Origin of the sequence: Nocardioides marmorisolisilvae (assembly GCF_003725775.1) — a bacterium.
Lineage (GTDB): Bacteria > Actinomycetota > Actinomycetes > Propionibacteriales > Nocardioidaceae > Marmoricola > Marmoricola marmorisolisilvae.
The window spans coordinates 994261-1013497 of record NZ_RJSG01000002.1 but is presented as its reverse complement, the minus strand read 5'-3'; the positions used below and the strand labels follow the sequence as shown (position 1 = coordinate 1013497).

Here is a 19237-nt window from a genome sequence, read left to right as displayed (position 1 = left end):
GTCTGACTCCGTACGCTGGTCACATGGGATACCAGGTCGAGAAGTCCGAGGAGGAGTGGCGCGAGCAGCTCTCCCCCGCCGAGTACAACGTGCTGCGCCAGGCGGGTACGGAGCGTCCGTTCACCGGTGAGTACACCGACACCAAGACCGTCGGCGTCTACAAGTGTCGCGCCTGCGGCAGCGAGCTCTTCCGCTCCGACAACAAGTTCGACTCGCACTGCGGCTGGCCCTCGTTCTACACCCCGCTGGCCGAGGACCGGGTCGAGTACATCGTCGACAAGACCCTGGGCATGACCCGCACCGAAGTGCGGTGCGGCAACTGCGGCTCGCACCTGGGCCACGTGTTCGAGGGCGAGGGGTACGACACCCCGACCGACCAGCGCTACTGCATCAACTCGATCAGCCTGACGCTGGAGCCCGCGGAGGAATGAGCCTGCGCGGTTCTGCGCGAAATGGTCGGGCTGCGGCTCGAAACGCAGCCAGATCGCTCAGAATCTCGCGTTACGGCAGGCGGTCGATGAGGTCGGCCGGCTCCAGCCGGCGGCCGGTGTAGAACGGGATCTCCTCGCGCACGTGGCGGCGGGTCTCCGACCCACGCAGGTGCCGCATCAGGTCCACGATCCGGTAGAGCTCGTCAGCCTCGAAGGCCAGCATCCACTCGTAGTCACCGAGCGCGAACGACGACACGGTGTTGGCCCGGACGTCCGGGTAGTCGCGCGCCATCTGGCCGTGCTCGGCCAGGAGGCGGCGGCGCTCGGCGTCCTCGAGCAGGTACCACTCGTAGGAGCGCACGAACGGGTAGACGCAGACGTAGGGCTTGACCTCCTCGTCGGCGAGGAACGCGGGGACGTGGCTCTTGTTGAACTCGGCCGGCCGGTGCAGGGCCATCTGCGACCAGACCGGGTCGAGCCGCCGGCCGAACGCCGTACGACGGAACCCGTGGTACGCGTCCTGGAGCTCGTCGGAGGTCTCGGCGTGCCACCAGATCATCACGTCGGCATCAGCCCGGAGACCGGCGACGTCGTAGGTACCGCGGATCGTCACGTCGGCGTCGTCGAGCTTGGCGAACAAAGCCTCGACCTCGGCGATCTCGGTCGCCCGGTCGGCGATGCCGTACGTCTCACGCAGCCGGAAGACCGACCACATGGTGTAGCGCACCATGTCGTTGATCTCGCGGGCCTTCTTCACCTTCGACATGGGTCCATCCTCCCAAGAGACGCTCAGACGCGCGCAGGCAGGTCCGCCAGCAGGGACGCGACGGCGAGGTGCGCCGAGGCGATGCACGCGGGGATCCCGAGCCCGTCGTACGCCGCACCGCAGACCTCCAGGCCCGGCAGCCGGCTGATCTCCTGACGGATCGACGCGACCCGGTCCAGGTGTCCGACCGCGTACTGCGGCAGCCCGCCGCCCCAGCGCTGCACGTGGGTGTCGATCGGCCGCACCGAGAGGCCGATGGCGTCCGCCAGGTCGGTCAACGCGATCTCGACCAGCTCCTCGTCGCTGGCCTGAAGCTGGTGCTCCTCGCGGTGCCGGCCGAGCGAGCAGCGCATCACCACGACGCCGTGCTCCCCTGCGCCGGCCTCGCGGACCCAGTCCCACTTGGCGAAGGAGAACGTCGCGGCCTTGATCGCGCGCTTCTCCACCGGCGGCACCAGGAAGCCCGAACCGTCCACGGACGGGAAGTCGCGGGCCGCGAACGCCATCGTCACCAGGGCCACCGAGGCGTACTCGATCCGCGCCAGCTCCAGGGCGGCACCCGGCGCGACGTCGCTGAGCAGTCGTGCGGTCGTCCGCGCGGGCGTGGCCACGATGACGGCGTCGGCCTGGAGCAGCTGCGGGTCGTCGGCCGAACCCACGACGAGGTTCCAGCCCCCGTCGGGACGCCGGGCCAGGTCGCGGACCGGGGCGTCGGTCGTGATCGTCGCCCCGCTGACCTTCGCGACAGCACCGGGCAGTCGTCCGACCCCGCCGACGATCCCGGCGAACACGGGGACGTCACTGACCGGCCCGGACGTCGCCCGCGCCGCGGCCTTGCCGAGCGAGCGATCACGGTCGAGCAGCGCCACCACCTGCGGCACGGCGGCGCGGGCCGAGATCTCGCGGGCGTGCCCGGCGTAGACACCGCCGAGCAGCGGCTCGACGAGCCGGTCGACGACCTCCTTGCCGAAACGCTCCTCGACCAGACCGCCGATGCTGGTGTCCCGGCCCTCCAACGAGGTACCTGGGAGCACCGCGTCCATCGCCGCGCGGGCCATGCCCGGCTTGGAGATGACGCCGGAGTCGGCCAGCGCACGCAGGTCGGTGGGGATGCCCATCATGGTGCGCGGCATCGCGACCAGCTCGTCACGGGTCCAGAGGTGGGCGGTGATCGTCGCGGGGTGCACGACGGCGTCAGCGAGGCCCGAGGTCCGGGCCAGCGAGACCGCCTCCGGGCGCCGGTTCAGCATCGCCTCGGCACCGACGTCGAGCGTGACGCCGCCGACCTCCGCGAGCTTCAGCTTCCCGCCGATCTCGGGCGAACCCTCCAGCACCGTGATCCGTACGTCGGACCGCTCCTCGTGCAGCCGCGCCGCCGCCGCGAGGCCCGCGATCCCGCCACCGATCACCACGACGTGGGGCGGTGCGACCACCGGGGCTGAGGAAGGCACGACACCAGCCTACGGATCGGGAGGGATCCGATCTCGCCCAGGCTGCGTCACACCCCCATGACGACCTCGCTGAAGAAGACCCTGATCGCTTCCCTGGTGGTCCCCGCGATCGCCCTGACTGCGGCCTGCACCAGCGGCAGCAACAACGACAAGTCCGCGTCTCCGGCCTCCTCCGCCAAGAGCGACACCGGCTCGAGCGGCGGATCCAGTGCCCAGGCACCCGTCCCCGCAGAACCCCCGGTCGACGGGATCACCGAGGCGTCCGGCGACTCAGGCGTCACCAAGGACTTCAGCACCAGCGCTCAATCTCTGAGCCGCAGCAACGCGCTGGCACCCGAGGCAGCGAGCGCCGACGCCGCCGGCACCGACGCCGCCGACAACGCCCCCGACAAGACCTCGCCCGAAGTGGAGTCCGCCTCGGTGATCTCCAAGGGCCAGATCTCGCTGCACAGCAAGGACATCGACGCCGCCCGCTTCGACCTGCAGAAGCTCCTCGACACGCTCAACGGCACCATCGACGACGAGCAGTCGAACGCGAACAAGGCCGGCAAGACCATCCGGCAGCGGCTGGTGCTCCGGGTCCCGAGCAAGTACTTCAGCAAGGCGATGGACGGCATCTCGAAGCTCGACGGCGTGAAGCTGGTCAGCCGTTCCCGCAGCTCCGAGGACGTCACCACCCAGGTCATCGACAACCGGACCCGGATCCGTACCCAGCGCGCCAGCATCGCCCGGATCCAGGCACTGCTGGCCCAGGCGAGCAACCTGAACCAGGTCATCTCGATCGAGTCCCAGCTCAGCCGCCGTCAGGCGCAGCTCGACTCCCTGGAGGCCCAGCAGAAGTACCTGGCCGACCAGACCTCGATGTCGACGATCAACGTCTACCTGACCGTGCCGTCCACGAAGCACGCCGCCTCGCACAAGAAGGACCACGACTTCTTCTCCGGCTTGAGGTCCGGGTGGGACCACCTGGGGAGCAGCACGAACGCCGTGCTCACGGGGATCGGAGCGGTCCTGCCGTTCGGCGTCCTGGCGGCGCTGGTCGGGTTCCCGGCGTGGGGTGTGTGGCGGCGCCGTACGCCGAAGCCGGTCGCCGAGGCGGCGCCGGCAGCCTGATCAGCGGGCGCTGACCTGGTGCACGTGGTCGGTCAGGCGCGCGAGCTGGTCGGGGTCGGTCGAGGGGATGACCCCGTGGCCGAGATTGAAGATGTGACCCGGAGCAGCCTTGCCGGCCTCGAGCACCTGGTCAGCGCGCTCGAGCATCACCTCGGTGGGAGCGAAGACCAGCGTCGGGTCCAGGTTGCCCTGGACGCAGCGACCGCCGACCCGGCGTACGCCCTCGGCCAGCGGCACCCGCCAGTCGACACCGACGACCTCGGCACCGGCCTGACCCATCAGGTCGAGGATCTCTCCGGTGCCGACGCCGAAGTGGATCCGCGGGACCCCGGTCTCGCCGATCGCACCGAGCACGGACGTCGAGTACGGCAGCACGCTGCGCTCGTAGTCGGCACGGGTCACTGCACCGGCCCAGGAGTCGAAGAGCTGGACCGCGCTGGCTCCCGCCGCGACCTGGACGTGCAGGTAGGCGGCCGAGATGCCCGCGATCTTGCGCATCAGGGCGTCCCAGACCTCCGGGGCGCCGAACATCAGTGCCTTGGTCTTGGCGTGCTCCTTCGAGGGACCGCCCTCGACGAGGTAGGAGGCCACGGTGAACGGGGCGCCGGCGAAACCGATCAGCGGGGTGCCACCGAGCTCACCGACGAGCTGCTGGACGGCCTGGGTGATGTACGGGACGTGCTCAGGGGTGAGGTCCGGGATCGCCTCGACGTCCGCCAGGGTGCGCACCGGGTTCGCCACGACCGGGCCGACTCCGGCCACGATGTCGAGGTCGACCCCGATCGCCTTGAGCGGCAGCACGATGTCGGAGAAGAAGATCGCCGCGTCCACGCCGTAGCGCCGGACCGGCTGGAGGGTGATCTCGGTGACCAGGTCGGGCTGCATGCAGGAGTCGAGCATGGTCACGCCCTCGCGGACCTTCAGGTACTCCGGGAGCGAGCGTCCGGCCTGCCGCATGAACCACACCGGGGTGTGCTGGACCGGCTCTCCGCGGGCGGCGCGGAGGAACGCGGAATCGGCGAGGTCGGAGTGACTCATGAGCCGATCTTCGCAGGTCAGGCGGCGAGTCGGAGACGCGGGATCCTCAGAACCGTCCTAACCTGAAGCCATGTCCGCCCCCCGCGAACGGCACATCGAGCCGACGCCTGTTCCGGCCGAGTTCGAGCGCGCCGTGAAGCAGCTGCGGGCGGCCAAGTTCCGGCCCGAGGTCTACACCGAGGAGATGCCGGCGCCGCAGCGGATCGCCCCGTTCGCCTCGGCGATCTCGGCGGACGTCACCGTCGAGGGCGAGGACGTCGGCACCGGGCGGATCGTGATCCTGCACGACCCCGCCGGCAACGACACCTGGGACGGCACCTTCCGCTGCGTGGCCTACGCCCGCGCGGACATCGACCCCGAGCTGGTCACCGATCCCCTGCTCGCCGAGGTCGGCTGGAGCTGGCTGACCGAGGCGTTGGAGGCCCACGGGGCCGAGTACGGCGCACCGTCGGGCACCGTCACCAGCGTCTCCTCCGAGAGCTTCGGCGGAATGGCTGCCGAGCCGGGCACCGCGCAGATCGAGATCCGCGCTTCCTGGACGCCGGCCGGCGAGCTGACCGCCCACATCGAGGCCTGGGGCGAGCTGCTCTGCACCGCCGCTGGTCTGCCCCCCGTCCCCGAGGGCGTCGCCACGATGCCGAGCCGGCGCGGCCAGCGCGGCCCGGAGTAGTGGCCGCGTGATGGTGCAGGAACCCGCTGATCCCGAGGTCGTCGAGGAGGCGCCACCCGCGCCCCTGCTGACGCTGCGCGACGGTCTGCCGCCGATCGTGGACACCCGTGAGGCCCTGGACGCGGTCGTCGCCGCCGTCGCCGCCGGTACCGGACCGGTCGGCCTCGACGCCGAGCGTGCATCGGGCTACCGGTACTCCGCGCGGGCCTACCTGATCCAGCTGCGGCGCGAGGGCGCCGGCAGCGCGCTCATCGACCCGATCGCCTTCGACGACCTCGCCGACCTGAACGAGGCGATCGGCGACGCGGAGTGGATCCTGCACGCCGCGAGCCAGGACATCCCCTGCCTGCGCGAGGTCGGGCTCGTCCCGACGGCGCTGTTCGACACCGAGCTCGCCGCGCGGCTGCTCGGCTACCCCCGGGTCGGCCTGGCCACCCTGGTCGAGGTGATCGTCGGCAAGTCGATGCGCAAGGAGCACTCGGCGGCCGACTGGTCCAAGCGCCCGCTGCCCGAGCCGTGGCTGGAGTACGCCGCCCTCGACGTCGAGGTGCTGCTGGAGCTGCGCGAGGTCCTGGTCGCCGAGCTCGAGGAGTCGGGCAAGACCGAGTGGGCCCGCCAGGAGTTCGAGCACCTGATCGCTCACGAGCCTCCGCCGCGCCAGGACCCGTGGCGGCGTACGTCGGGCATCCACAAGGCCAAGGGCCGCCGTGCGCTCGGGGCGGTGCGCGAGCTCTGGACCGTGCGGGACCAGCTCGCCGCCGACCTGGACACCACGCCCGGCCGGCTGATCCCGGACTCAGCCGTGATCGCCGCCGCCAACGCTCTCCCGACCAGCGGCAAGCTGCTGATGGACACCCCCGGCTTCCACGGCCGCGGTGCCCGGCGCTACCTGGACTCCTGGGTCGACGCCCTCAAGCGTGCTCGCGCGCTGCCGGAGAACGAGCTGCCGCCGGTGGCGAACCGCTCCGACGGACCGCCGCAGGTCCGCTCCTGGGCCGACCGCGACCCGGTCGCCGCCGCCCGCCTGAACACCGCCCGTGCCGCGGTCACCGAGCTGGCCGAGAGCCGCAACATCCCGGTCGAGAACCTGCTCACCCCCGACTACATGCGCCGGGTGCTGTGGAGCCCGCCGAAGGTCGCGGACGCCGACCTGGACGCTGCGGTCGCCGCGGAGCTCGCCGACCTGAGTGCGCGGCAGTGGCAGATCGACCTGATGACCCCGTTGATCTGCGAGGCGATCCGGAATCCCGGGACCCCCGAACCTGCGGCAGCACCCGCCGAGCCCGAACCCGACGAGGACTGATCAGCTGGTCGGCGTCGCCGAGGGTGAGGTCGTGCCGCTGGGCGTCGGGATCGGCGTGAACAACGGTGCCGACGCGGCGTCGATCGCCTTCAATCGTCCGTCGAGCGGGTCGATCACCGCGTCGTAGAACAGGTCGCTGAGCAGCGTGGCGGTGCTCTTCTCCACCGACGGCCAGGTGTCCGCGCTGCTGAACCGGCGGATGTTGCGCACGGTGTTGTTGAAGATCTCCGCGCTGGCCGGCTCGTCGCCGGGCTGGAGGAACGCGTCGGAGTTCGCGACGTCGAGGTTCACCGGGACGACGTACCCGGTGTCGGCGAGCAGCGCGCTGGAGTCGTCGGAGACGGCGTACGCGATGAAGTCGGCGGTCTTGTTGGGGTGCGCCGACTTCGCGCTGATGCACAGACCGGAGCTCTCCCCCGCGGTGGCCTTCGAGCCGACCTTGGGCATCGGCATCACGTCGAAGTTCAGGCCCTGCTGCGCGCGCAGCACCGGCGTCAGGCTGCGGTAGCCGAGCATCATCCCGAGCTGGCCGGACTTGAAGCGCTGCAACGCCGAACGGCTGGCGAGCTGCTTCTTGCTGAAGGTGATCGTCGGGTCGCGGACGATCTCGAGCAGCTTCTCCAGTGCCTTCTCGGTCGAACCGCCGGCGAGCGTCAGCGTGGTCGGCTCGTCCAGGTGGTCGACCAACGAGCCGCCGCCGGACCAGATGAACGGGGCGATCTGCTGCAGCGTCGGCGCGATGTAGACGCCGCGCGAGCCGGACTTCTTCACCTGGTGCGCGGCAGCCGCGAACTGGTCGAGGCTCCAGCCGGTCTCCGAGGTGATGGTCTTGCTGCCCGGCGTGGTCAGGAGCGGCAGGTGGATCAGGTCGGTGTTGTAGTAGACGACCATCGGCGAGACGTCGACGGGCATGCACTGCAGGGCGTTCTCGGCGCTGAACGCTTCCAGGGAGTAGCGCTGGTAGCCGTCGCCGAAGTCGACGTTGCGCTCGCCGAGCAGCTCGTCGAGCCGACGCACCGAGTGGTTCGCCACCAGGTCGGGCAGGTCCGTGAGCGGAGCGAGGAAGACGTCCGGCGGGTCCCCGTCCGCGAGCTGCTTGGCGATCGCCGCATGGGCGGCCTCCGCGGAGTCGTACGGCTTCACGTTGACCACGGTGTCCGGATGCTCGGCCGTGAAGCTGGCGGCGATCTTGGCGTACGCCGTGATCACCTGCGGGGGCCCGTAGACGGCGAAGGACAGCAGCGTCGGCCCGGTCGGGGTCGGCTTGTGGGTGGGCTCGGCCTTCGGCTTGTCGCCCGAGCAACCCGCCGTGACCGCGAGAACCGCTGCGACCACGAGCGCGAGCGCGCTGAACCTCGGCCCCCGACGTCCGCCGAACACGCTGCGAGCTCCCTCCTGCACGAGGGCCTGCCCCACGAGCATCTTCACGATAGCGGGACACGCCGCACGACCGGGCTCGGGCCGAGTGTGATGTCGCTCCCCCTAGGCTGAACGCCATGCGATTCACCCGCGCAGCCGCCCTGCTCGCCGTCGCCACGATCGCGCTGTCCGGGTGCACGTCGAAGAACGACGCACCCAAGAAGCCCGCAGCGGGCACCTCGCCCGGGGTCACGATCGGCACCGGGTCGCCGTCGGCCACCGGCTCCGCGAGCCCGACGAGCACCCCCACCCTGCCCGACATCCCGGACGCGTTCCTCCCTGCCGGCCTGGTCCCCGGGCTCAACGCCAGCTGGCAGTGGCAGGACGGCACCTCCAGCCACGGCGACGGCAAGCCCTTCGGAGTCTGCGCGAAGGCGGACCTGGCGAGCATCGGCGCCGACAAGGTCGGCGAGCGCACCTACTTCCCACCCGACGACAGCGACGACAGCGCCGCGCAGCTGGTCGCCCGGTTCCCGGACGCGAAGAGCGCCGCCCAGGCGTGGTCGGTGCTCGAGTCGTGGCGCAGCAGGTGCGCGGCCACGATCGGAGCGGCTCTGGGCCCGAAGGTCGGCTCGGAGACGGCCGTGAAGCTCCCGGACAAGGCAGTCGGCCGCTGGTACCTGGTCTCCTGGAACCCCGCGGGAGAGGAGACGGGTCGGTTCGAGGCGTTCGGCATGGTCCGCCAAGGTTCGTTGATCAGCGTTCTGCGCATCACCAACAGCGGTCAGGATTACAACTACCCGCGCGGCGAGGAACCGATGACCAAGATGGTCCAGCTGGCCGGGCTGAGGCTCTTCGCCGGCTTCGGCAAGACCCAGGGCTGAGGACCCTGCTGCGCGTGGTTCGCCACCTTCGTCCTGGTTCTCGGGCGTAGGTTGGCGACATGACCGAACCTTCTTCCGGGCGACGCCACCACCGGCCCGCCATGCCCGGGGCCGGTCACTTCGAGGCGATCGAGACCACCGCCCACGGCGCCGATCCGGCCGTCCTCGCCGAGGCTGCCGAGCGGGCCGCGACGGCTCTGGTCCGCGGCGCTCGGGACCAGGCCGACACCGAGCTGGTCTCGCGCGTGGTGCACCTGGCTGACACCGAGGGGCTCGAGACGCTGGCCGAGCTCTGGTCCGGGGCTGCGCCCGAGAGCCTGGCGGGCTCGCTGTGGCGGCTCTACGTGCTGCGCAGCTGGGTGTACGCCGACCCGCAGACCGCCGCCCGCGAGTTCGACCGCGGCCGCGCACTGGCCCCGGTCGCCGAGGCGATCTCCGGGGTCCAGGAACCACCCGGCCCCGACGAGGTGCGCAGCCTGGTCGACGCGGTGCTCAGCGGTGTCGTGGTCGGCGACTACGCCGACACCCTGTTCCGGGCCTCGGCCTTCGCCCGGGTGGCCGCCGCGGGACGAGCCCAGGACGAGCCGATCACCGGGTCGTCGTACGCGAGCGATCTGGCCGCCGCCAAGCTGCTGACCTTCGCCGAGCAGCTCGAGCGCGCCGCCCACCTGGAGCTCGACGGCTCGTTGCGTTGAGAGGCCCAGAACCCGGCACCGCGACCGTCCGCCCGCTAGAATTGGAGCACGCGCCGGGCCGCGGAAGCCCCGGGCTCCACCTATAGCCGCTTCGAGCGGCCACGCGCCGTGAGGCGCTCCCGGTCCGGCGCGCACACCTCTCGGGCGGTTAGCGTTCTGCCATGGCGATCCGACTTCCGCGATTCCTGCGCTCGCGCCGCCCCGACGGTCTCCGCATCCGCTACGCACCGCGGCGCAACGGCCGCCCCGACCCGGGCGAGGTCGTCTGGGCCTGGGTCCCGTACGAGGAGGACCCGAACCAGGGCAAGGACCGCCCGGTCCTGGTGATCGCGTGCGACCGGACCCGGGTCGTGGCGCTGCCGCTGACCAGCAAGGACCACGACGTCGACGCCGCCCAGGAGGCCCGCGCCGGGCGCTTCTGGATGGACATCGGCTCCGGGCCCTGGGACCGCGAGCGGCGGCCGAGCGAGGTCCGGCTGAACCGGGTGCTCGTCCTGGACCCTCGGACGGTGCGGCGCGAGGGCGGCGCGCTCCCCAAGCCGGTCTTCGACCGCGTGATCGAGGCCGTGACGCCGTACCTGCCCGAGCGCACGGCCTGAGATGGCCAAACCCGACTACAACCCGGCGGTCGACGGTCGCCCGTTCCCGGGCGAGGTCGTCTGGACCTGGGTCGCGTATGACCAGGACTCCCGCGAGGGCAAGGACCGCCCGGTGCTGGTGCTCGCCGTCGAGGGTGCCCGGGTGACTGCCCTCGAGCTGCGCAGCCGTCGCGAGCATCGTCCCCAGCGCGCCCGTCAGGTCTGGCTGGAGCTCGGCGTCGGCGACTGGGACCGCAATGAGCGCGAGAGCGAGGTCCGGGTCGACCGGACGCTGACGGTGAGCATCTACGACGTCCGACGCGTCGGCGCCGAGCTCGACCAACGTCGCTTCGACGAGGTGGTGCGGGCCCGTCGGCGGTTTCAGGCCTGATTCATGAGGGCGCGCAGGCGCTGGTCGGAGACCGGTTCGCTGGTGCCGAGGTGCTGGGCCCACAGCGAGACCCGGTACTCCTCGACCAGCCAACCCAGGCGGGCCAGGTTCTCACCGGGCGGTCTCTCCGCCGGGAGCGCGGCCAGCCGCTGCTCGTAGCCGGCCTGGAAGTCGGCGATCCGTCCCATCAGCTCCAGGTCGCGGTTCGAGGACTCCGCCAGCCGCCGGTGCCGCTCGGTCAGCGCCGCGAGGTAGCGCGGGTAGTCGTTGAGCCGGGCACCGCCGGCCCGCGCGACGAAGCCCGGAGCCGTCAGCCGTCCCAGGTGGGCCCGCATGTCGTTCATCGACGGCAGGACCGCGAGCTCGACCCGTCCGGCCAGCAGCCGGTCCACCGTCATCGCGTCGCGGAGCACCCGCACGACCTGGTCGCGGATCGCGACCGCCCGCGCCGGCAGCTCCGCCCGGACACGGACCAGGAGCGCGTCGAACGCGGCCTCGTCCCACACGGGCTCGGCCAGGTCACCGAGCGCCGCGAGCACGCAGTCGGCCAGCAGCGCCTTCACGTTCGGGTACGACGACCCGGCCAGGACCAGCTTGGTGGCGTTGTCCAGGCCCTCGCCGAGATCGGGCTCACCGGTGTTCAGCGCCAGCAGGCGGCGGATCGCCAGTCGGTGCTGCGCGAGCTGCTCGTCCGAGCTCGCGAAGACGCGCAGGCCGACGCTGGTCCCCTCGTCGACCAGTCCCGGGAACCCGCGGACCTCGTGACCGGCCCGGACCTGGACGAAGGACTGCTCGACGGCTCCGAAGGTCCAGGTCCGCTGACCCGTGGCCGCCAACCCGGACTCCTCGGCGGCACCGGCGACCGCCGCCTCGTAGGAGGGACGCAACGGCTTCTTCAGCGCCTCCAGGTCCTTTCCCTCACCGAGGACGGCACCGGACTCGTCAAGGATCCGGAACGTCGGTTTGAGGTGCTCGGGGACCTTGCCCTGGTCCCAGGCCTCGGGCGGCACCGCGACGCCGGTCGAGGCCCGCAGGTAGCGCGTCAGTGCCTCGAGCAGCGACTCCTCCCCGGGCGGTACGGCGGCCAGGAACGCCCGGGCCACGTTCGGGGCCGGCACGAAGTTCACCCGCAGCTGCTTGGGCAGCGAGCGCAGCAGCGCGACGACCAGCTCCTCGCGCAGCCCCGGAACGTGCCAGCTGAACGCCTGCGGACCTAGGTGGTTAAGGGTCGCCAGCGGCACGTCGACCCGCACGCCGTCGGCCTCAGCGCCGGGCTCGAAGTGGTAGTCGAGCGCGAACTCCTGAGATCCCTCGCGCCAGGAGTCCGGGAAGTCGCCCGGTGCGATCTGGGAGGCCGCGTCGTGCACCAGCATCGCGGGGTCCAAGTCGAGCAGGTCCGGCCGCTGCCGGCGCTCCTGCTTCCACCACGCGTCGAAGTGCGCGCCGGAGACGATGCCCTCGGGGACGACCCGGTCGTAGAAGTCGAACAGGGTGTGCTCGTCGACCACCAGGTCGCGACGACGGGCCCGGTGCTCGAGCTCCTCGGCCTGCTCGAGCAGCTCCCGGTTGGTGGCGAAGAACCGGTGCCGGGTGTGCCACTCCCCCTGGACCAGCGCGTGCCGGATGAACAGCTCGCGTGCCACCGGGGGGTCCTGGGCGCCGAAGTTCGCGAGCCGGTCTGCCACGAGCGGTACGCCGTACAGGGTCACGCGCTCGTAGGCGAGCACGGCGGCGCGCTTGCGCGACCAGTGCGGCTCGGACCAGGTGCGCTTCACCAGGTGCTGGGCGGCGCGCTCGACCCAGAGCGGGTCGACCGCGGCGCACTGGCGCCCCCACAGCTTGGAGGTCTCCACCAGCTCAGCGGCGACCACGAAGTCTGGCTGCTTCTTGAACAGGCCCGAGCCCGGGAAGATCGAGAACCGGGTGCCGCGAGCGCCCAGGTAGTCGCGCCGGCTCTGGTCGCGCTGACCGATGTGGGACAGCAGCCCGGACAGCAGCGCCTGGTGCACCAGGTCGGCGTCGGCCCGGGCTCCGGTCCTCTCGCGGGCGCCCTTGAGCCCCACCTGCCGGGCGACCTGGCGCAGCTGCGACTCGAAGTCCTGCCACTCCCGGACCCGCAGATAGTTCAGGTGCTCGTTGCGGCACATCCGCCGGAAGGCGCTCGAGCCGAGCTCCTTCTGGTTGCTGCGCAGGTGGTCCCAGAGGTTCAGCCACGCGAGGAAGTCCGAGGACGGGTCGGCGAACCGCGCGTGCATCTCGTCGGCACGGGTCTGCTGCTCGGCGGGGCGCTCGCGGGGGTCCTGGATGGAGAGCGCGGCGGCGATCACGACCACCTCGCGCAGGCAGCCGAGCCGGTCCGCCTCGAGCAGCATCCGACCCAGCTGCGGGTCAATCGGCAGCCGGGCCAGCCGACGACCGATGCCCGTGAGCTTCCTGCCCTTGCCGATCGAGCCTGTCGAGATCGCGCCCAGCTCGAGAAGCTGGTCGGTTCCCGACCGCACCGCCCGCTGGTCGGGCGGCTCGACGAACGGGAAGCGTCCGACCTCGCCGAGTCCGAGGGCGGTCATCTGGAGGATCACGCTGGCCAGGGTCGTGCGCAGGATCTCCGGCTCGGTGAACTCCGGCCGCGCGGCGAAGTCGTCCTCGCTGTAGAGCCGGACGGCGATGCCGGCCTCGACCCGGCCGCAGCGACCGGAGCGCTGGTTGGCCGAGGCCTGGCTGATCGGCTCGATCGGCAGCCGCTGGACCTTGGTCCGCACCGAGTACCGGCTGATCCGGGCCACGCCGGTGTCGATGACCGCGACGATGCCCGGCACCGTCAACGACGTCTCGGCGACGTTGGTGGCCAGCACCACGCGCCTGCGGGAGTGCTGCTCGAAGACGCGGTGCTGCTCGGCCGCCGACAGGCGGGAGAACAGCGGCACGATGTCGAAGCCGCGTGGACCCTCGGCCCTGCGCTTGAGCGCGTCAGCGGTGTCCCGGATCTCCCGCTCGCCCGGCAGGAAGACCAGGATGTCGCCGTCGATCTCGGCGTACAGCTCCTCGACCGCCGCCACGATCGCCTCGGTCTGGTCTCGGACCAGGACCTCCCCCTCGTCGTCCCTCTCCTCGGTTCCCGAGGAGGCGAGGGACGAGCCGTCTCGAAGGGCGACCAGCGGTCGGTAGCGCACCTCGACCGGGTAGGTCCGCCCGGAGACCTCGATGATCGGCGCGGGCTTCCCGCCGACGGCGAAGTGCTCGGCGAACCGCTCGACGTCGATGGTCGCCGAGGTGATCACGACCTTGAGGTCCGGGCGGCGCGGCAGCAGCCTCTTGAGGTAACCCAGGATGAAGTCGATGTTCAGGCTGCGCTCGTGGGCCTCGTCGATGATCAGGGTGTCGTAGCGGCGCAGCTCCTTGTCGTGCTGGAGCTCGGCGAGCAGGATGCCGTCGGTCATCACCTTGACCCGGCCCGCGGCGGAGGTCTTGTCGGTGAACCGCACCTGGTAGCCGATGACGTCGCCGAGCTCGGTGCCCAGCTCCTCCGCGATCCGCTCCGCGACGCTGCGAGCCGCGATCCGACGTGGCTGCGTGTGGCCGACGAGCTTCCCGTCCGTGCCCCGTCCGAGCTCCAGGCAGATCTTCGGGAGCTGGGTGGTCTTTCCCGAGCCGGTCTCGCCGGCGACGATCACGACCTGGTGGTCACGGATCGCCTCGGCGATGTCCTCGCGGCGGGCCGAGACCGGGAGCTCGGCAGGGAACTGGATACGCACAACGGACCCAGTCTCTCCAACAGCGACGGGCCCGCACCAATCGCCGACGTGAGGGCGGGTGCGGGCCCGTCGACCGGGACCAGCCCTGGGGGGATGAGCTGGTCCGGGCGAGGCGCAGCGCTCAGCTGCTCTTGGTCGGGGACGGCGTCGGCGGCGCCGGGGTCTGGGGACCGTTCTCCTGCATGCGCTGCTTCATGCGCTTTCGCATGTCCTTGAGGTCCTGGCGGAACTGCTGGCGCTGCTGCTGGTCGAAACCACGACCGGGTCCACCGGGGAACCCGGGAGGGCCGTCGCCGAAGCGCGCGAAGCCGGGACGACGGTCCGGGCCGTCGTCGTGGCTGACCGCCGTGATCGCCGCACCCACGCCGCCACCCAGGAGCAGCGCGGCCAGGGCGACCGCGACCATCGCGCGGAAGTTCCAGACACGGTCGGTGAACTTGGGTCCTGCTGGAGCCGCAGCCGGAGCCGCAGGAGCGGCCTCGCTCGCGACCGCGGTCTGCTCGGCGGTCGCCTCGGCGGGAGCGGCGGCAGCGTCCCCCTCGGTCGGCCCGGTCGTCGGGTCGTCGTTGTCTGCCATGGGTCCAGGGTGCGCCACAAACCTGTCAGAGACCTGTGATTCGGCCCAGGAAAGTGGCCGGAACCGGACATCGCAGCGTGCCCCGCGTTCACAGGTTTCTCACAGCGAACCCATGGATAAAGGCTGCACAGGTGCGTCACGCTTCCTTCATGACTGCTGCACGTGGACCCGAGCTCACCCGGATCGACGGCACCCCGCTGCGGGTGCTGGTGGTCGACGACGAGCCGAACATCGCCGAGCTGCTGCGGATGGCGCTGCGCTACGAGGGCTGGGACGTCGAGGTCGCGCTGAACGGGTCCAAGGCCGTGGCAGCGGCCCGGAAGTTCTCCCCCGACGCGGTCGTGCTGGACATGATGCTGCCCGACTTCGACGGCATGGAGGTGCTGCGGCGCCTGCGGGCTGACTCCGCCGACGTGCCGGTGCTGTTCCTGACCGCGCGCGACGCCATCGAGGACCGGGTCGCCGGGCTGACCGCCGGCGGCGACGACTACGTGACCAAGCCGTTCTCGCTCGAGGAGGTCGTCGCCCGGCTCCGGGCGCTGATGCGCCGCGCGGGCGCCCAGCAGACCGCCGAGCACTCGGTGCTCTCGGTCGGCGACCTGCTGCTCGACGAGGACAGCCACGACGTCAGCCGCGCCGGTACGGCGATCAACCTGACGGCCACCGAGTTCGAGCTGCTGCGGTACCTGATGCGCAACCCGAAGCGGGTGCTGTCCAAGGCCCAGATCCTCGACCGGGTCTGGAACTACGACTTCGGCGGCCAGGCGAACGTGGTCGAGCTGTACATCTCCTACCTGCGCAAGAAGGTGGACGCCGGCCGGGAGCCGATGATCCACACGATGCGCGGTGCCGGCTACGTGCTGAAGCCGGTCGAGGCGTGAGGTTCTTCCCCCGCACCCTGACCAGCCGCCTGGTCGTCACCGCGGTGGCGCTGGTGGCGGTGGTCGGCATCCTCGTCGGGACGAGCGCCACCGTCGCGATGCGCAGCTACCTGACCGGACAGCTGGACGGCAAGGTCTCCGATGCGCTGCACCGGGGTAACGGCCCCCAGTTCCAGGCCGGTGGTGGACCGGGCAGCGTCTCCATCCGCCAGCCGCCCGGCACCCTGATCGTGATCAAGCCGGCGAACAGCCTCAGCGCGGCCGGAGGGATCCTCGGCGAGGAGGTCAACACCGCGACCCAGCTGCCCGCCGCGACGGTGCGCCGACTCCTGAACAAGGCATCGGACGCCAAGGCGCAGTCCGCGGAGGTCTCCGGCAAGACGTTCCGGATCGAGTCGACCACCGACCCGAACGGGAACGTCTTCGTCCTCGGTCTGCCGACCGACGACATCGACCACACGCTCGGCAACATGATCGCCTGGTTCGCCCTGCTGACCCTTCTCGGCGTCTTCGCCGCTGGAGGGGCCGGGACCTGGCTGGTACGCCGGCAGCTCAAGCCCCTGCACGACGTCGCGGAGACGGCCCGCGAGGTCTCGGCCCAGAACCTCTCCACGGGCGAAACCACCATCCACACCCGGGTCGCCGAAGGGCTCACCGACACCGACACCGAGGTCGGCCAGGTGGGCGCGGCTCTCAACACGCTTCTCGAGCACGTCGACTCGGCGCTCGCGGCCCGGCACCGCAGTGAGCAGCAGGTGCGCCAGTTCGTCGCGGACGCCTCGCACGAGCTGCGTACGCCGCTGTCCACGATCCACGGCTACGCCGAGCTCTCCCGCCGCACGCCGGACGACCCGGGCGCCCTGGCCACGGCGCTGAACAAGGTCGAGACCGAGGCCGGCCGGATGTCCGCGCTCGTCGAGGACCTGCTCCTGCTGGCGCGCCTGGACTCCGGCCGTCCGCTGGTCCGCGAGGACGTCGACCTGACCCGGCTGCTGCTCGAAGCGGTCGCGGACGCGCGGGTGCTGGCCCCGGACCACCACTGGCGTTTCGACCTGCCCGACGAGCCGGTGACGGCGACCGGAGACGCGGACCGCCTGCACCAGGTCGTCACCAACCTGCTGAACAACGCCCGCAACCACACACCGGCCGGGACGACCGTGACGGTCCGCGTTCAGGCGACGCCGGCAGGTGGCGTCCGTATCGACGTCCACGACGACGGCCCGGGCCTTCCCGAGGACATCGCCGCAGCGGCGTTCGAGCGGTTCACCCGTGGCGACTCCAGCCGGACCCGAGCGTCCGGTGGGGCCGGCCTCGGGCTCTCGCTGGTGAGCGCGATCGCCGCAGCCCACGGTGGAACCGCCGGTGTCGTGTCCCGTCCGGGCGACACGACGTTCACGGTCGAACTTCCCTAGCCCTTCGAGAGCCTCAGGACGTCGCTTCGCTCAGCGCGTCGCCTCGACGACGATCTGCGCGCCCTCCTGGGCCAGGCGGAAGTCGATCCCCTTGAGCGCCTCGTGCTCGCTCTCGCCCATCTCGCACTGGACGACCGAGTGGAAGCCGGCGCGCTTGAGCTCCTGCTCGAGGACGTCGAAGTCGTAGACGTAGCCCTCGTGGTGGCCGAAGCTGCCGATCGGGATCCGGATCAGGTCGATGGAGTGCTCCACGACCAGGCCCATGTCCCGGTACTCCTTGGCCACGTCGGTCTGCGTGGACGCGGACCCGGCCAGGTACAGCTCGACGTGCTTCTTGATGTCCGGGGTCACCAGGCGGATGACACCGCCCGGCTGCAGCACCCGGTGAGCCTCGGCCAGCATCGCGCGGCCGGCGGCGAGAGGGATGTGCTCGATCACGTTGTCGGAGAAGATGTAGGACGCGGCCGCGTCCTCGACCGGCCACGTCGACGTGCAGTCCAGGTAGTTGCGGGTGGTCGCGTTCACGTTGGTGATGACCCAGCCGTCACGCGGCAGCAGGCCGCCGATCTCGAGCTTCATCGGGCGCGGGGCAGCCGCGAACGCACGACGGGCACGCATCTTGGCCAGCGGCGTGTTGACTGCGCTCACGGTCGACTTGATGGCCGAGCGCAGGCGGGGCGTCCGAAGGAGGAACTGCGGGTTCAGGGAGGTCACGACACACCTTTTCCGATGCTCATTGAAAGGAACTCCCCCGATTTCCTGGAACGAGTATGACCGTTTGCACGGTCACCTGCACGGCTAACGCCGCGACATGCCGACGAAACGTCCCTCCCCGTCGACACCGAGCAGGTTACGCGAGAACTCCTCCGCCGTCGCGGGCGGCACGGTGTTTCGCCGCGGAGCGTCCGGGTCGCGCTCCACGACCCGCTTGATCGCCGCGCCGATGCTTTCGGCGGTCATCTCCGCGTTCTCGCCGCTGTCGGTGGCCACCATCTCGCGGGCGCGCACCTCGGATCCGGCCGAGACCACCGGGACGCCGGCCGCGCTGGCCTTGCCCATGATCCCGCTCGGGCCGCCGTGGACCTGGGCGATCGGCACCGCGTTGACCGCCGCCACGTGCTTGTCCAGGACCTCGTTGCTCAGGAAGCCGTTGCGCACGATCACCCGGGCCCGGTCGGCCTCGTCCAGGCCGTCGAGCCAGGCGACGACCTCGGGCTTCACGCCGCCGGCGAGCACGAGGTCACCGTCGATCCCGGAGACCTTGATGGCCTCGAGCACCAGGTCCGGGCGCTTGTCCGGGCCGATCATGCCGAAGATGCCGACCAGCACCCGGTCCGCGGGCAGGTCGAGCTCGGCGCGCAACGCGGCACGGTCCCGGGAGTGCGCCGAGCAGATCTCGGGGTCGCGCGCGCGGCGTACGACCCAGCCGTGCGACATGTCGTCGCGGCCAGCGAAGCCGGACAGGTGCTGCACGGTCCCGTTCGCACGGGAGACCATCGCCAGCAGACCCTTGGAGATGCGCAGCTGCATGACCCGCTTGTCGGTGTACTTGATGCGCGCCGGGTAGCGGGTCAGCATCATCACGATGCGTGGCTTGCGGGCCAGGCCCTTGAACTCCCGCCGGGCCACCAGCCACCAGCGCTTGAGGGCGTTGTCGGCATCCATCAGCACGGCGGTCTCGACGTCGCGCTCCCGCGCCTGGTCGGCGATCGCGCGGGCGATCTCCTCGGTCGGCGGGTACAGCTGGTCGAAGACCGGCTCCACCGCGAGGAACTTCGTGTCGGCGAGGTAGACGTCGAAGGCCTCGCCCGCGGCCGCCTCGGCGGTGGTGAGCAGGACGACCTCGGTCGTCTCGCCGGCGACGGCGGCGACGTTGGCGACGGCCTGGAACCGGTGACCGCTCGGGTCCGGCTCGACGATCAGGGTGACGGCCACG

The 19237-nt window shown here is 71.0% G+C and carries 18 protein-coding genes; 10 read left to right on the top strand and 8 right to left on the bottom strand.

Features of this window, described 5'->3' with window-relative positions:
• Positions 1-23: 23 nt before the first annotated feature.
• Positions 24-431, top strand: coding sequence for a peptide-methionine (R)-S-oxide reductase MsrB (gene msrB, locus EFL95_RS08825; protein WP_123233630.1), 408 nt, complete (start codon positions 24-26; stop codon positions 429-431).
• Between the two features lie 70 nt (positions 432-501).
• Here the strand turns inward: msrB and hemQ are convergent, their stop codons facing one another.
• On the bottom strand, positions 502-1197 hold the full coding sequence (gene hemQ / locus EFL95_RS08820; RefSeq protein ID WP_123233629.1) for a hydrogen peroxide-dependent heme synthase: 696 nt from the start codon (positions 1195-1197) through the stop codon (positions 502-504).
• A 23-nt stretch (positions 1198-1220) separates the two neighbouring features.
• Positions 1221-2648, bottom strand: coding sequence for a protoporphyrinogen oxidase (hemG, locus tag EFL95_RS08815; protein WP_246004868.1), 1428 nt, complete (start codon positions 2646-2648; stop codon positions 1221-1223).
• 57 nt (positions 2649-2705) lie between these two features.
• Here hemG and EFL95_RS08810 point away from each other — a divergent pair, with 57 nt between their 5' ends.
• On the top strand, positions 2706-3761 hold the full coding sequence (locus EFL95_RS08810) for a DUF4349 domain-containing protein (protein ID WP_123233627.1): 1056 nt from the start codon (positions 2706-2708) through the stop codon (positions 3759-3761).
• On the opposite strand, the gene hemE is transcribed toward EFL95_RS08810, so the two are convergent.
• The gene (gene hemE, locus EFL95_RS08805; protein ID WP_123233626.1) at positions 3762-4799 is read right to left on the bottom strand and encodes a uroporphyrinogen decarboxylase; all 1038 of its coding nucleotides are present in this window, start codon (positions 4797-4799) and stop codon (positions 3762-3764) included. It lies immediately after the preceding gene.
• A gap of 70 nt (positions 4800-4869) precedes the next feature.
• Between hemE and EFL95_RS08800 the strand changes: the two genes are divergently transcribed.
• Entirely contained in the window at positions 4870-5469 is a 600-nt protein-coding gene (locus tag EFL95_RS08800; RefSeq protein WP_123233625.1) for a DUF3000 domain-containing protein, read from the top strand.
• Between the two features lie 10 nt (positions 5470-5479).
• Positions 5480-6772 carry an HRDC domain-containing protein gene (locus tag EFL95_RS08795; protein WP_123233624.1) on the top strand — a complete coding sequence of 431 codons (1293 nt, stop codon included), beginning with the start codon at positions 5480-5482 and terminating at the stop codon, positions 6770-6772.
• Here EFL95_RS08795 and EFL95_RS08790 read toward each other — a convergent pair whose 3' ends face one another.
• Positions 6773-8188: an ABC transporter substrate-binding protein gene (locus EFL95_RS08790; protein ID WP_183407100.1), complete on the bottom strand. Its 1416-nt coding sequence runs from the start codon at positions 8186-8188 to the stop codon at positions 6773-6775.
• Positions 8189-8268: 80 nt separating this feature from the next.
• Here EFL95_RS08790 and EFL95_RS08785 point away from each other — a divergent pair, with 80 nt between their 5' ends.
• From EFL95_RS08785 to EFL95_RS08770, 4 genes are all read left to right on the top strand, one after another.
• A complete protein-coding gene (locus tag EFL95_RS08785) occupies positions 8269-9015 on the top strand; it encodes a hypothetical protein (RefSeq protein ID WP_123233622.1) in 747 nt (248 codons plus the stop codon).
• Between the two features lie 59 nt (positions 9016-9074).
• Complete coding sequence (locus tag EFL95_RS08780; RefSeq protein ID WP_246004867.1) at positions 9075-9710, top strand: hypothetical protein; 636 nt, start codon at positions 9075-9077, stop codon at positions 9708-9710.
• 161 nt (positions 9711-9871) lie between these two features.
• A complete protein-coding gene (locus EFL95_RS08775) occupies positions 9872-10309 on the top strand; it encodes a type II toxin-antitoxin system PemK/MazF family toxin (protein ID WP_123233620.1) in 438 nt (145 codons plus the stop codon).
• Between the two features lies 1 nt (position 10310).
• A complete protein-coding gene (locus tag EFL95_RS08770) occupies positions 10311-10679 on the top strand; it encodes a type II toxin-antitoxin system PemK/MazF family toxin (protein ID WP_123233619.1) in 369 nt (122 codons plus the stop codon).
• Here the strand turns inward: EFL95_RS08770 and hrpA are convergent.
• Positions 10670-14431 carry an ATP-dependent RNA helicase HrpA gene (hrpA, locus tag EFL95_RS08765; protein ID WP_123233618.1) on the bottom strand — a complete coding sequence of 1254 codons (3762 nt, stop codon included), beginning with the start codon at positions 14429-14431 and terminating at the stop codon, positions 10670-10672. The two genes, EFL95_RS08770 and hrpA, sit on opposite strands and share 10 nt — an antisense overlap.
• A gap of 121 nt (positions 14432-14552) precedes the next feature.
• On the bottom strand, positions 14553-15008 hold the full coding sequence (locus EFL95_RS08760) for a hypothetical protein (protein ID WP_123233617.1): 456 nt from the start codon (positions 15006-15008) through the stop codon (positions 14553-14555).
• 149 nt (positions 15009-15157) lie between these two features.
• On the opposite strand from EFL95_RS08760, the gene EFL95_RS08755 reads away from it, so the two are divergent.
• Entirely contained in the window at positions 15158-15889 is a 732-nt protein-coding gene (locus tag EFL95_RS08755; protein WP_123233616.1) for a response regulator transcription factor, read from the top strand.
• Positions 15886-17301, top strand: coding sequence for a sensor histidine kinase (locus tag EFL95_RS08750; RefSeq protein WP_246004866.1), 1416 nt, complete (start codon positions 15886-15888; stop codon positions 17299-17301). The genes EFL95_RS08755 and EFL95_RS08750 overlap by 4 nt, the downstream gene beginning before the upstream one ends.
• 30 nt (positions 17302-17331) lie before the next feature.
• Here EFL95_RS08750 and EFL95_RS08745 read toward each other — a convergent pair whose 3' ends face one another.
• A complete protein-coding gene (locus tag EFL95_RS08745) occupies positions 17332-17949 on the bottom strand; it encodes a class I SAM-dependent methyltransferase (RefSeq protein ID WP_183407099.1) in 618 nt (205 codons plus the stop codon).
• Between the two features lie 150 nt (positions 17950-18099).
• Complete coding sequence (locus tag EFL95_RS08740) at positions 18100-19236, bottom strand: glycosyltransferase family protein (protein ID WP_123233614.1); 1137 nt, start codon at positions 19234-19236, stop codon at positions 18100-18102.
• Position 19237: the final 1 nt, after the last annotated feature.